Source organism: Pantoea anthophila (assembly GCF_026104315.1).
GTDB lineage: Bacteria > Pseudomonadota > Gammaproteobacteria > Enterobacterales > Enterobacteriaceae > Pantoea > Pantoea anthophila.
In genome coordinates this window covers 3,699,960-3,713,417 of the sequence record NZ_CP110473.1, presented here as the reverse complement: position 1 = coordinate 3,713,417, position 13,458 = coordinate 3,699,960, and the positions used below count along the sequence as shown (strand labels likewise).

11 protein-coding genes and 1 riboswitch are annotated in these 13,458 nt (G+C 56.1%); of the genes, 7 read left to right on the top strand and 4 right to left on the bottom strand.

What is annotated here, in order from left to right; translation table 11 throughout:
• The gene (gene rpoC / locus OJ965_RS19785) at nucleotides 1-4,224 is read left to right on the top strand and encodes a DNA-directed RNA polymerase subunit beta' (protein WP_009092657.1); all 4,224 of its coding nucleotides are present in this window, start codon (nucleotides 1-3) and stop codon (nucleotides 4,222-4,224) included.
• A gap of 54 nt (nucleotides 4,225-4,278) precedes the next feature.
• Here the strand turns inward: rpoC and OJ965_RS19780 are convergent, their stop codons facing one another.
• Nucleotides 4,279-4,461 carry a DUF1127 domain-containing protein gene (locus OJ965_RS19780; RefSeq protein ID WP_009092656.1) on the bottom strand — a complete coding sequence of 61 codons (183 nt, stop codon included), beginning with the start codon at nucleotides 4,459-4,461 and terminating at the stop codon, nucleotides 4,279-4,281.
• Between the two features lie 174 nt (nucleotides 4,462-4,635).
• On the opposite strand from OJ965_RS19780, the gene OJ965_RS19775 reads away from it, so the two are divergent.
• Entirely contained in the window at nucleotides 4,636-6,090 is a 1,455-nt protein-coding gene (locus OJ965_RS19775) for an aminotransferase-like domain-containing protein (protein ID WP_265137562.1), read from the top strand.
• Between the two features lie 193 nt (nucleotides 6,091-6,283).
• Here OJ965_RS19775 and thiE read toward each other — a convergent pair whose 3' ends face one another.
• The 3 genes from thiE to OJ965_RS19760 all read right to left on the bottom strand — a co-directional run bounded on the left by thiE (nucleotide 6,284) and on the right by OJ965_RS19760 (nucleotide 9,683).
• Nucleotides 6,284-6,910 carry a thiamine phosphate synthase gene (gene thiE / locus OJ965_RS19770; RefSeq protein WP_058958345.1) on the bottom strand — a complete coding sequence of 209 codons (627 nt, stop codon included), beginning with the start codon at nucleotides 6,908-6,910 and terminating at the stop codon, nucleotides 6,284-6,286.
• Between the two features lie 2 nt (nucleotides 6,911-6,912).
• On the bottom strand, nucleotides 6,913-8,835 hold the full coding sequence (gene thiC, locus OJ965_RS19765) for a phosphomethylpyrimidine synthase ThiC (protein ID WP_276558945.1): 1,923 nt from the start codon (nucleotides 8,833-8,835) through the stop codon (nucleotides 6,913-6,915).
• Between the two features lie 87 nt (nucleotides 8,836-8,922).
• A riboswitch (TPP riboswitch) is annotated at nucleotides 8,923-9,023 on the bottom strand.
• A 153-nt stretch (nucleotides 9,024-9,176) separates the two neighbouring features.
• Nucleotides 9,177-9,683 (bottom strand): Rsd/AlgQ family anti-sigma factor, encoded by a 507-nt coding sequence (locus OJ965_RS19760; protein WP_009092652.1) that lies wholly within the window; start codon nucleotides 9,681-9,683, stop codon nucleotides 9,177-9,179.
• Between the two features lie 89 nt (nucleotides 9,684-9,772).
• Here OJ965_RS19760 and nudC point away from each other — a divergent pair, with 89 nt between their 5' ends.
• The 5 genes from nudC (at nucleotide 9,773) to hupA (ending at nucleotide 13,437) form a co-directional block, all read left to right on the top strand.
• Entirely contained in the window at nucleotides 9,773-10,543 is a 771-nt protein-coding gene (gene nudC, locus OJ965_RS19755) for an NAD(+) diphosphatase (RefSeq protein WP_009092651.1), read from the top strand.
• Between the two features lie 40 nt (nucleotides 10,544-10,583).
• Complete coding sequence (gene hemE, locus OJ965_RS19750) at nucleotides 10,584-11,651, top strand: uroporphyrinogen decarboxylase (protein WP_009092650.1); 1,068 nt, start codon at nucleotides 10,584-10,586, stop codon at nucleotides 11,649-11,651.
• Between the two features lie 2 nt (nucleotides 11,652-11,653).
• Nucleotides 11,654-12,322, top strand: a complete 669-nt coding sequence (gene nfi / locus OJ965_RS19745; protein ID WP_009092649.1) for a deoxyribonuclease V — start codon at nucleotides 11,654-11,656, stop codon at nucleotides 12,320-12,322.
• A gap of 63 nt (nucleotides 12,323-12,385) precedes the next feature.
• Nucleotides 12,386-12,976 carry a YjaG family protein gene (locus OJ965_RS19740; RefSeq protein ID WP_009092648.1) on the top strand — a complete coding sequence of 197 codons (591 nt, stop codon included), beginning with the start codon at nucleotides 12,386-12,388 and terminating at the stop codon, nucleotides 12,974-12,976.
• 188 nt (nucleotides 12,977-13,164) lie between these two features.
• Nucleotides 13,165-13,437, top strand: a complete 273-nt coding sequence (gene hupA / locus OJ965_RS19735; RefSeq protein WP_003850136.1) for a nucleoid-associated protein HU-alpha — start codon at nucleotides 13,165-13,167, stop codon at nucleotides 13,435-13,437.
• Nucleotides 13,438-13,458: the final 21 nt, after the last annotated feature.

Sequence of the window (13,458 nt, the reverse complement as noted above, 5' to 3'; positions counted from 1 at the left end):
GTGAAAGACTTACTTAAGTTTCTGAAAGCGCAAACTAAGACCGAAGAGTTTGATGCGATCAAAATTGCGCTGGCTTCGCCAGACATGATCCGTTCCTGGTCTTTTGGTGAAGTGAAAAAGCCAGAAACCATTAACTACCGTACTTTTAAGCCAGAGCGCGATGGTCTGTTCTGTGCCCGTATCTTCGGGCCGGTAAAAGACTATGAGTGCCTGTGCGGTAAGTACAAGCGTCTGAAACACCGTGGTGTGATTTGTGAGAAGTGCGGCGTTGAAGTGACCCAGACTAAAGTACGCCGTGAGCGTATGGGCCACATCGAACTGGCGTCGCCGACTGCGCACATCTGGTTCCTGAAGTCACTGCCATCGCGTATCGGCTTGCTGCTGGATATGCCACTGCGTGACATCGAGCGCGTGCTCTACTTTGAATCTTACGTGGTAATCGAAGGTGGCATGACCAACCTCGAGAAGCGTCAGATCCTGACTGAAGAGCAGTACCTTGACGCACTGGAAGAGTTCGGTGACGAGTTCGACGCCAAAATGGGCGCCGAAGCGATCCAGGCCCTGTTGAAAAACATGGATCTGGACCAGGAGTGCGAGCAGCTGCGTGAAGAGCTGAACGAAACCAACTCTGAAACCAAGCGTAAAAAGCTGACCAAGCGTATCAAGCTGCTGGAAGCGTTCGTTCAGTCTGGTAACAAGCCAGAGTGGATGATCCTGACCGTGCTGCCTGTTCTGCCACCGGATCTGCGTCCGCTGGTTCCGCTGGATGGCGGACGTTTTGCTACGTCAGATCTGAACGATCTTTATCGTCGCGTGATCAACCGTAACAACCGTCTGAAGCGCCTGCTGGATCTGGCTGCGCCAGATATCATCGTGCGCAACGAAAAGCGTATGCTGCAGGAAGCAGTCGATGCACTGCTGGATAACGGTCGTCGCGGTCGTGCGATCACCGGTTCCAACAAGCGTCCGCTGAAATCGCTGGCTGACATGATCAAAGGTAAGCAGGGTCGTTTCCGTCAGAACCTGCTGGGTAAACGTGTCGACTACTCCGGTCGTTCGGTTATCACCGTGGGTCCATACCTGCGTCTGCATCAGTGCGGTCTGCCGAAGAAAATGGCACTCGAACTGTTCAAACCGTTTATTTACGGCAAGCTGGAACTGCGTGGCCTGGCCACCACCATCAAAGCCGCGAAGAAAATGGTTGAGCGCGAAGAAGCGGTTGTCTGGGATATCCTCGACGAAGTGATCCGTGAGCACCCGGTTCTGCTGAACCGTGCGCCTACGCTGCACCGTCTGGGTATTCAGGCCTTTGAACCGGTTCTGATCGAAGGTAAAGCTATCCAGCTGCACCCGCTGGTTTGTGCGGCGTATAACGCCGACTTCGATGGTGACCAGATGGCTGTTCACGTTCCGCTGACGCTGGAAGCCCAGCTGGAAGCGCGTGCGCTGATGATGTCTACCAACAACATCCTGTCACCTGCGAACGGCGAGCCAATCATCGTTCCTTCTCAGGACGTTGTACTGGGTCTGTACTACATGACCCGTGACTGTGTTAACGCCAAAGGCGAAGGCATGGTACTGACTGGTCCGAAAGAAGCTGAGCGTATTTATCGCGCTGGCCTGGCCTCACTGCACGCTCGCGTTAAGGTGCGTATCACCGAACACGAGAAAAATGAGCAGGATGAGTGGGTCGCTAAAACCAGCCTGATCGACACCACGATTGGCCGTGCCATTCTGTGGATGATCGTGCCGAAAGGTCTGCCTTACTCCATCGTGAACCAGGCGCTGGGTAAAAAAGCGATCTCCAAAATGCTGAACACCTGTTACCGCATTCTGGGGCTGAAGCCGACCGTTATCTTTGCTGACCAGACCATGTACACCGGTTTCGCCTACGCAGCCCGTTCAGGCGCGTCAGTCGGTATCGACGACATGGTTATTCCAGAGAAGAAAGTGGAAATCATCACCGAAGCGGAAGCGGAAGTGGCTGAGATCCAGGAACAGTTCCAGTCTGGTCTGGTTACCGCGGGTGAACGTTATAACAAAGTCATCGATATCTGGGCCGCAGCCAACGAACGTGTTGCCAAGGCGATGATGGAAAACCTCTCTACCGAAACCGTGATTAACCGTGACGGCGAAGAAGAGAAACAGGTTTCCTTTAACAGCATCTTTATGATGGCCGACTCCGGTGCGCGTGGTTCTGCTGCACAGATTCGTCAGCTGGCCGGTATGCGTGGTCTGATGGCGAAGCCAGATGGCTCCATCATCGAGACGCCGATTACCGCGAACTTCCGTGAAGGTCTGAACGTACTCCAGTACTTCATCTCAACCCACGGTGCGCGTAAAGGTCTTGCGGATACTGCACTGAAAACCGCGAACTCCGGTTATCTGACGCGTCGTCTGGTTGACGTTGCCCAGGATCTGGTTGTGACCGAAGATGACTGTGGAACGCACGAAGGCATCATGATGACCCCGGTCATCGAAGGTGGCGACGTGAAAGAGCCACTGCGCGAACGCGTTCTGGGTCGTGTGACTGCGGAAGACGTTCTGAAGCCGGGCTCGGCTGACATTCTGGTTCCACGTAACACCCTGCTCGATGAGCACTGGTGTGACGTGCTGGAACTGAACTCAGTCGACAGCCTGAAAGTGCGTTCGGTCGTAGGTTGTGAAACTGACTTTGGTGTGTGTGCGCATTGCTATGGTCGCGACCTGGCACGTGGTCACATCATCAACAAAGGTGAAGCGATCGGTGTTATCGCGGCACAGTCCATCGGTGAGCCGGGTACACAGCTGACGATGCGTACGTTCCACATCGGTGGTGCGGCATCACGTGCGGCTGCTGAATCCAGCATTCAGGTGAAGAACAAAGGTACCATCAAGCTGACCAACGCCAAGTCGGTAACGAACTCGGCAGGTAAGCTGGTGATCACCTCGCGTAACGTCGAACTGAAAATGATCGATGAATTTGGTCGTACCAAAGAGAGCTATAAAGTTCCTTACGGTTCTACCATGGCGAAAGGTGATGGTGAGCAGGTTGCAGCGGGCGAAACCGTAGCAAACTGGGATCCGCATACCATGCCAGTTATCACCGAAGTAGGCGGTTTCATTCGCTTCACCGACATGATTGACGGCCAGACCATTACCCGTCAGACAGATGACCTGACCGGTCTTTCTTCGCTGGTGGTGCTGGACAGTGCTGAACGTACGTCAGGCGGTAAAGATCTGCGTCCTGCGCTGAAAATTGTTGATGCCAGCGGCAACGACGTTCTGATCCCAGGCACTGATATGCCTGCTCAGTACTTCCTGCCGGGTAAAGCGATTGTTCAGCTGGAAGATGGCGTTAAGATCAGTGCCGGTGACACGCTGGCGCGTGTTCCGCAGGAATCTGGCGGTACCAAGGATATTACCGGTGGTCTGCCACGCGTTGCTGACCTGTTCGAAGCGCGTCGTCCGAAAGAGCCGGCTATCCTGGCTGAGATCAGCGGTATCATCTCCTTCGGTAAAGAGACCAAAGGTAAACGTCGTCTGGTCATCACGCCGCTGGATGGCAGTGAGCCATACGAAGAGATGATTCCGAAATGGCGTCAGCTGAACGTGTTCGAAGGCGAACGTGTTGAGCGCGGTGACGTGGTTTCCGATGGCCCAGAGTCTCCACATGACATCCTGCGCTTGCGTGGTGTGCATGCGGTGACCCGTTACATCACTAACGAAGTGCAGGAAGTTTATCGTCTGCAGGGCGTTAAGATTAACGATAAGCACATCGAAGTCATCGTTCGTCAGATGCTGCGTAAAGCGACCATCGTGAGCGCAGGAAGCACCGACTTCCTGGAAGGTGAGCAGGCTGAATTCTCTCGCATCAAGATCTCTAACCGTGATCTGGAAGCGAACGGAAAAGTTGGCGCAACCTTCGTACGTGACCTGCTGGGTATTACCAAAGCGTCACTGGCAACCGAATCGTTCATCTCTGCCGCATCGTTCCAGGAAACGACCCGTGTCCTGACCGAAGCAGCAGTAGCAGGCAAGCGTGATGAACTGCGCGGCCTGAAAGAGAACGTCATCGTGGGTCGTCTGATCCCGGCCGGTACCGGTTATGCATACCATCAGGATCGTATGCGCCGTAAAGCGGCGGGTGAAGTTCCGGCTGCACCGCAGGTGACTGCGGATGAAGCCTCAGCCAGTCTGGCTGAACTGCTGAACGCCGGCCTAGGCGGCAGCAAAGACGATTAATCGTCCTTCGCCTGATAAAAACCCTGCTTCGGCAGGGTTTTTTTTGTCTCTGATTCAGCCATTCCAGTCATTGCGGTCGATGCCGATATCTTTCAGCTGACTGTCACTAAGTCTCGACAGAATAGCGCGCGTTTCGCGCCGCAGCTGCCAGCGTCTGAAGCTGCGCCAGAGATAACGGAGCAGAAGGTAAGGCGTAACGGCAAAAGGCTTAGCGGCGCGATTTTCATCATATCCCATGATAGTTTCCTCAATGATTGGCCTGAGCACTATTTTCCGGGGATACACCTGTATGATACAGACTCAAAAATCACCTTTTATTAACATACAGATTGAAGAGATCGCGATCTGAATGGTAAAAAAGAAGCCAGACTGTACTGGTCGCTCATCATCACGCTGGCAGGAGAGGATACAATGACCCGCTATGAACATCTGGCCACGTTGCTGGCACAGCGTATCGAACAGGGCTTGTTTCGCAGCGGGGAGCGTCTGCCCTCTGTGCGCAGCCTGAGTGCGGAACATGGGGTGAGTATCAGCACGGTGCAGCAGGCTTATCGCCTGCTGGAAGAGAAGCAGATGATTATCCCGCAGTCGCGCTCCGGCTATTTTGTGGCGTCGCACAAAGCCACGCCGCCGGTACCTGCGCTGACCCGTCCCGTGCAGCGGCCTGTTGAGGTGACGCAGTGGGACGCGGTGCTGGAGCTGCTCAACAGCCGGCTGGAAGATGACGTACTGCAACTGGGCAGCGGCATGCCCGATCTGACCCAGCCGACCCTGAAGCCGCTGTGGAAAGCCTTCAGCCGTCAGGCTCAGAAGCAGGAGTCTGGCCTGCTGAATTATGACACCCTCTATGGCGTCCTCGCGCTGCGGAAACAGGTTGCCCGGCTGGCGATCGATAGCGGCTGTCAGCTTACCGCCGATGATATTGTTATCACGACCGGCTGCCATGAAGCCTTATCGGTAGCCGTGCGGGCGGTCTGTGAACCGGGCGATATCATCGCCGTCGAGTCGCCCTCTTTTCACGGTATCATGCAAACCCTGCGTGGCTTTGGCATCCGGGCCATTGAGATTCCGACCGATGCGATAACCGGCATCAGTCTTGAGGCGCTGGAACTGGCTTTTGACCAGTGGCCCATTAAAGCGGTCATCGTTGTTCCGAACTGCAATAATCCGCTCGGCTTTATCATGCCTGAGGCACGCAAACGGGCGTTACTGGCGCTGGCGCAGCGTTTTGATGCGGCCATCATCGAAGATGACGTTTATGGTGAGTTAGCCTGGGAATATCCCCGTCCGCCCGCCATTAAGGCGCTCGATATGGATGGCCGGGTTCTGCTCTGCAGCTCCTTTTCAAAAACGCTGGCGCCTGGTCTGCGGGTTGGCTGGGTGGCACCTGGCCGTTATCGCGACCGCGTGCTGCACATGAAATATATCGTCACAGGCTCTACGGCTACGCAGCCTCAGCATGCCGTTTCCGAGTTTATCCGCCAGGGGCATTATCAGCCTCATCTGCGCCGGATGCGGCAGATCTATCACCACAACTATGAAACTTTCAGCTGCTGGGTGCGCCACTACTTTCCCTGCGGTATCTGCGTCTCTCGTCCTCAGGGCGGTTTTATGATGTGGATAGAACTTCCTGAAGCGTTTGACGCCGTCCGGCTTAACCGCGAACTGCGCGAGTCAAAAATCCAGATTGCCGTCGGCTCACTCTTTTCAGCATCGGGGAAATATCGCAACTGTCTGCGTCTGAACTTTGCGCTGCCCATCACCGATCAGACGGAACAGGCGCTGGCACGGCTGGGGGCGGCTGTGGAACGCGCCATGCTCTCCTGTCAGCATGAGACGCCTGCTTCCGCTCCCGATGTCGCTTAAACCGAAGAGGAAGCAGGGCCGGCAAGAGGAGGGAACCGGCCCTGGTCAGATAACCTTCACCTGACGACGGCCACGTTAAAGTACCGGTTCAGGAGGTGCCACCCTCAGCCTCTGCTTCTGCGCGCCGCTTTCCCGGAAAGTGGTGGACGTTACCGTATTTGCCGCCAGGATGCGGGACAGGTTCCGGAAATCGCTATCCGTGAGGCTCTGCCAGCGCCAGCAGGGTGCGCGTGGCTTCACGCCAGTCATCTGCCCGGGTAATCGCACTTACCACAGCAATGCTGCCCACGCCGGTTGCCAGGACTTCCGGTGCCCGGGCAATCGAGATACCGCCAATCGCCACGGTGGGGATGTGCGTCAGGCGTGCCAGGTGCCGCTTCAGTTGTTCCACGCCCTGAGGCGCAGAGGGCATCGCTTTGGTCTGCGTCGGGAAGATATGTCCCAGTGCAATGTAAGAGGGCTGGATCGCCAGGGCGCGATCCAGCTCGGTATCATCATGGGTGGAGATCCCGAGCCGCAATCCTGCCTGGCGAATCCGGGCGAGATCGGCAACATCCAGATCTTCCTGACCCAGATGCACACCATAGGCGTCATGTCTGATCGCCAGCTCCCAGTAATCATTGATAAACAGGCGCGCATCGTAGCGTTTGCCCAGCGCTATCGCCTGAGCAATCGCGGGTTCGGCAATCTCATCAGGCTGATCTTTGATGCGCAGCTGCAATGTGCGCACGCCCGCTGTCAGCAGGCGTTCAATCCAGGCGGGGCTGTCAACCACCGGATAGAGCCCCAGGCGCGGGGCGGTAGCAGGAAAGGCAGACATGGTTACTCCTCCTCAATAACATCGGCAGAGTGATAAAGCTCACCCCCGCGGCTGCGGAAATGCTCTGACATCCGGGCCATGCCCACTTCCACTGGTTCAGCGCGGCTATCCTGGCGTGCCGCAAACTCACGCACCTCCTGAGAAATCTTCATTGAGCAGAATTTAGGGCCGCACATTGAACAGAAATGGGCCACTTTGCCTGACTCCTGCGGCAGGGTTTCATCATGCATGGCGCGGGCGGTGAGAGGGTCCAGGGCCAGGTTGAACTGATCTTCCCAGCGGAATTCAAAGCGCGCTTTGGACATGGCGTTATCGCGGATCTGCGCAGCGGGATGGCCTTTAGCCAGGTCGGCAGCATGTGCCGCGATTTTGTAGGTGATCAGCCCCTGTTTGACATCCTCTTTGTTCGGCAGCCCCAGATGCTCTTTAGGTGTGACGTAACAGAGCATGGCGCAGCCAAACCAGCCAATCATGGCGGCCCCGATTCCGGAGGTAAAGTGGTCATAGCCCGGTGCGATGTCGGTGGTCAGCGGGCCGAGGGTGTAGAAGGGGGCCTCATCGCACAGGTCGAGCTGTTCGGTCATGTTGCGGCGGATCATATGCATCGGCACATGGCCCGGCCCTTCAATCATCACCTGCACATCATATTCCCAGGCAATACGGGTCAGTTCGCCCAGGGTACGCAGCTCAGCGAACTGCGCTTCATCGTTCGCATCCTGAATCGAACCCGGCCGCAGACCATCGCCCAGCGACAGCGACACATCGTAAGCGGCGCAGATTTCACAAATCTCCCGGAAATGCTGATAAAGGAAGTTCTCCTGATGATGCGACAGACACCATTTCGCCATGATCGATCCGCCGCGCGACACGATCCCGGTCAGCCGCTTCGCCGTCATCGGGACATAACGCAGCAGGACGCCAGCGTGTATCGTGAAGTAATCCACCCCCTGTTCCGCCTGCTCAAGCAGCGTGTCGCGGAAAACGTCCCAGTTCAGCGCCTCGGCCACGCCGTTCACTTTTTCCAGCGCCTGATAGATCGGCACGGTGCCGATGGGGACCGGGCTGTTCCGCAGAATCCACTCGCGCGTTTCATGAATATAGCGGCCGGTAGAGAGATCCATCACCGTATCGGCCCCCCAGCGCGTCGACCAGACCAGTTTTTCCACTTCCTCTTCGATGGAGGAGGTGACCGCCGAGTTACCGATATTGGCATTCACCTTAACCAGAAAGTTACGGCCGATGATCATCGGCTCCGATTCCGGGTGATTGATATTGGCAGGGATGATAGCCCGTCCGGCTGCCACCTCCTGCCGCACAAACTCCGGCGTGATACTGGCTGGCAGATGCGCACCAAAACTGTGGCCCGGATGCTGTTGCAGCAGCACTTCACTGCGAATCCGTTCACGGCCCATATTTTCCCGCAGCGCAATAAACTCCATTTCCGGGGTGATGATCCCCTGGCGGGCATAATGCAGCTGGGTGACGCGGCGGCCTGCACAGGCCCGGCGCGGCGTCGGTAAGTTATCGAAGCGCAGATGGTCCAGCCCCTCATCAGCCAGCCGTTGCTGGGTGTAGCCGGAACTGTTTTGTGGCAGGTATTCGCTGTCATCGCGTTCCGCTATCCAGCGGGCGCGCAGTTTTTCCAGGCCGCGATGAACATCGATCTGTGCCGCGGGATCGCCATAGGCACCTGCCGTGTCGTAAACCGGCACCGCTTCGTTTGGCTCATAGGTCGGCTGGGCTTTGCTGCCACCGGTGTGGGTCGGGCTTAGCGTGATCTCGCGCATCGGAACGCGAATATCGTCACGGCTGCCGGTTATCCAGATGCGACGGGACTGGGGAAATGCACTGCCGCTTTGCAGCGAATCGATAAATTCCTGCGCCTGGGCACGCTGTTCACGACGGGTCATTTTTGGGTCAGACATAGCAATCTTCCTGTTCAGGGGGAACGATGCTTGTCCGGAGTTCGGAAGGAGTAGCGGTATCGGCAGCATAAGAATGCTGGCATACCGTAAAAATTTACTCTTGTTCCCTTCGCAGGTTCTAACCTGATCAGGTTCCGCGGATCCCGAATTAACGGTCTCAGCCCGGCTGGGCACTCCGACAAGAAGCGCTTTTTACGCCCTAATCTGACCGGCAGATCGGGCGTAAAAATCGTGTTTTTCACAGCAAAAAACAAAAAAGGTTCGTCGGCGTAGTGGCCTCGGAACCTCTTCAGCATAAAAGGGCGAGTGGATAATCTCAACCCTTTTGGTGGTGATACCGGTTAAGCGGGACGGGCAATCTGACTGTCATTGGCAACCGGCGGGGTAGCCAGCTGATTATCCCATGCCAGCTGGATCAGCTTATCTTCCAGCGTGAAGCGCGACTCCAGCACTTCGCCCACTTCTGAAAGCGCCTGCTGGAAAGTCATGCAGTTTTCATCGTCTATCGCCTGTTGCAGGTGACCATCATAGAGCTGCATCAGCCGCTCGGTGTTGGCTTCCAGTGGCGGATAGATCTGCGCAGCCGCAATCATCGGGCTGTCACCGTTCATTTCACTGATAACACGTTCATAGATACTGAAGTGACCGGCCGAAAGATAATCGACCAGGCTGTGACAGAAGTTGTCCAGCGCCTGCTCATCGAGACGGGTCAGGGCTTCTTTGTTGGGCTTCAGGCCGACCAGATGATAATAGGTCACCAGCAGCTGGCGACGGGCTTCGAGCCAGGAATCGACCAGCTCATTACTGCCACCTACGCGTTCAGCCAGGACGTTTAACTGGTTAAGCATATCTGACTCCATGTGAGTTATAGTTGTTTATCAACACACTTAACATCAGGGCTTCAGCGTACGATTTGACGCTAAGGATGACGAAATAAATGCAATGCGAAATCTCAAGCGTAGACGCTGGATGGTGGATTGTCAGCCATGAACAGAAACTTTGGTTGCCACAAGGTGATTTACCCCACGGAAACGCCGAAAATTTTGGTCTGACTGGCAGTAAAGCACGCCTTATCGGAGAGTGGCAGGGCGAAAATGTCTGGCTGATTTGTGCGTCACGCTCTGCCGATATGTTCTCCGTGCGGCAGTTGATCGATCAGGACGTCGGACTGTTTCAGCTGGCGGGGCGGGGTGTGCAGCTGGCGGAGTTTTACCGCTCTCATCGCTGGTGCGGCTACTGCGGCCATGAAATGCATCACAGCAGGCATGAATTTGCCTGCCTGTGCAGTCATTGCCGTGAGCGTTACTATCCGCAAATCGCCCCCTGCATTATCGTGGCCATCCGTCGTGGTGATGAAATCCTGCTGGCAAATCATGCCCGCCATCGCAACAAGGTCTATACCGTGCTGGCCGGCTTTGTGGAGGTCGGTGAGACGCTGGAGCAGGCCGTTGCCCGCGAAGTGATGGAGGAGAGCAACATCCGCGTCAAAAACGTGCGCTATGTGACCTCTCAGCCGTGGCCCTTTCCGCAATCCCTGATGACCGCCTTCATGGCGGAGTATGACAGCGGCGATCTGCAGCATGATGGCAAAGAGCTGCTGGATGCGGCCTGGTTCCGTTTTGATGACCTTCCCCTGCTGCCTCCACCCGGCACCGTGGCACGCCGCCTGATTGAAGATACTGTCGCCCTGTGCCGCGCTGAAGTGTGAAAGTGCTACACTACACGCCTGTTATTGAGAGAGTGTTGAGATGAGTGAACTGAAGAACGATCGTTATTTGCGTGCCCTGTTACGTCAGCCGGTGGATGTCACGCCGGTATGGATGATGCGACAAGCCGGGCGCTATTTGCCGGAGTACAAAGCGACACGCGCCCAGGCGGGTGATTTTATGTCGCTGTGTAAAAACGCCGAGCTGGCCTGTGAAGTCACCCTGCAGCCGCTGCGTCGTTTTCCGCTGGATGCCGCCATCCTCTTCAGTGACATCCTGACGATTCCGGATGCGATGGGACTGGGACTCTATTTTGAAACCGGCGAAGGCCCGCGTTTCTCAAACCCTGTAACCTGCCGCGCTGACGTTGATCGCTTGCCGGTGCCCGATCCGGAGATGGAGCTGGGCTATGTGATGAACGCGGTTCGCACCATCCGCCGCAATCTGAATGGTGAGGTGCCGCTGATCGGCTTCTCCGGCAGTCCATGGACGCTGGCCACCTACATGGTGGAAGGCGGCAGCAGCAAAGCGTTTACCCGAATCAAAAAGATGATGTATGCCGAGCCTGCTACGCTGCATGCGATGCTGGATAAGCTGGCTGACAGCGTCATTCTCTATCTCAATGCGCAGATTCGCGCAGGTGCCCAGTCGGTGATGGTCTTCGATACCTGGGGCGGCGTGCTGACCGGCCGTGACTACCGCGAGTTCTCCCTTCACTACATGCACAAAATTGTTGATGGCCTGCTGCGTGAAAATGATGGCCGCCGCGTGCCGGTGACGCTGTTCACCAAAGGCGGTGGACAGTGGCTGGAAGCGATGGCCGCCACCGGCTGTGATGCGCTGGGTCTCGACTGGACCACCGACATTGACGATGCGCGCCGTCGCGTGGGCGATAAAGTTGCGCTGCAGGGTAATATGGACCCCTCTATGCTCTATGCGGCACCTGAGCGTATTGAGCAGGAAGTGGCCGGTATTCTGGAGCGCTTTGGTTCCGGCACCGGCCATGTCTTTAATCTGGGGCACGGCATTCATCTGGATGTGCCACCGGAAAATGCCGGTGTCTTTGTTGATGCTGTGCATCGTTTATCACGTCCCTGGCATCAGGAGTAATCATGGATATTGCCGCACTTCGCGCTGAGCAGTTACAACGCGCCGCTGACGTGGTGCGTGACGATGATTTTGATGTGTTACCGCCTCGCTATATCGGCGGGGCCGACGTAGGTTTTGAGCAGGAAGGCACGATCACACGCGCAGCGATGGTAATCCTGGAGTACCCATCGCTTCGGCTGGTGGAGCATCGCATCGCGCGTATTGAGACGACGATGCCCTATATCCCGGGCTTTCTCTCCTTCCGGGAATATCCGGCCCTGATGGCCGCCTGGGAGATGCTGGAGCAGAAGCCGGACCTGCTGTTTGTGGATGGACACGGGATTTCGCATCCCAGACGGCTCGGCGTTGCCTCGCATTTTGGTCTGCTGGTGGATGTGCCTACTATCGGGGTCGCGAAAAGCCGGCTGTGTGGTCGTTTTGCCGATCTGGATGCGCAACCGGGCAGCCGCCAGCCGCTGATCGACAAAGGTGAGCAGATTGGCTGGGTATGGCGCAGCAAGCAACGCTGCAACCCGCTGTTCGTCGCCACCGGCCACCGTGTCAGCCTGGATACTGCGCTGCAGTGGGTCGAAAACTGTACGCGCGGTTACCGTTTGCCGGAACCCACCCGCTGGGCCGATGCAGTGGCGTCGAACCGTTCCGCTTTCCAGCGCTGGCAAAACGCGCTTTAACACTGTTTGTGCTGCGCTTTTGCAGTTACACTGCGGCCAGCGAAACGAATAAGAGCCACCTTTATGTTACAAAATCCCGTTCATCTGCGTCTGGCGAAGCTGGAAAGCTGGCAGCATCTGACGTTTATGGCCTGCCTGTGCGAGCGTATGTACCCCAACTATCGCGCATTCTGCGAGCAGACTGAATTTGCCGATCCGGCACTCTATCGCCGCATCCTTGATCTGATCTGGGAAAACCTGACGGTCAAAGATGCGAAGATTAACTTCGACAGCCAGCTGGAAAAGCTCGAGGCTGCCATTCCCGATGGCGATGCGTTTGAGGTCTATGGCGTCTATCCGGCTATTGATGCCTGCGTGGCCCTGAGCGAAGTGTTACATGCCCAGCTGAGTGGTGAAACGCTGGAGCATGCGATTGAAGTCAGCAGGACATCCATTACGACGGTTGCCATGCTGGAAATGACACAGGCTGGACGCGAAATGACCGATGAGGAGCTGCGTGAAAACCCGGCTATCATCGATGAGTGGGACCTCCAGTGGGAGATTTTCCGCCTGCTGGCGGAGTGTGAAGAGCGCGACCTTGAATTGATTAAAGGTCTGCGATCTGACCTGCGTGAAGCGGGAATAAGTAACATCGGTATAAATTTCCAGCAGTAAGGCGATAAAACGTGACTTCAGGCCCGAATTAGCGCGCCTGGAGGCTTCACATTGGCCCCCTCTCTGGTCTACATTTGGGGGGCTGAAAATTGTGGCTATCGGTGCGTGCAGGCAGAAGAGTGCCAGAATATGGCTTTTCCCTCGCACTCGTTGCTTAGCAAGCGATAAATACACTTTAAGGATAACTTATGAACAAGACTCAACTGATTGATGTGATCGCAGAAAAAGCTGACCTGTCTAAAACCCAGGCTAAGGCAGCGCTGGAATCTACTCTGGCTGCGATCACTGAGTCTCTGAAAGATGGTGATGCTGTACAACTGGTTGGTTTTGGTACTTTTAAAGTGAACCACCGCGCTGAGCGTACCGGTCGTAACCCGCAGACTGGCAAAGAGATCAAAATCGCTGCAGCAAACGTACCGGCATTCGTGTCTGGTAAAGCGCTGAAAGACGCCGTTAAGTAAGACGTCGCACTGCGGTTAAGC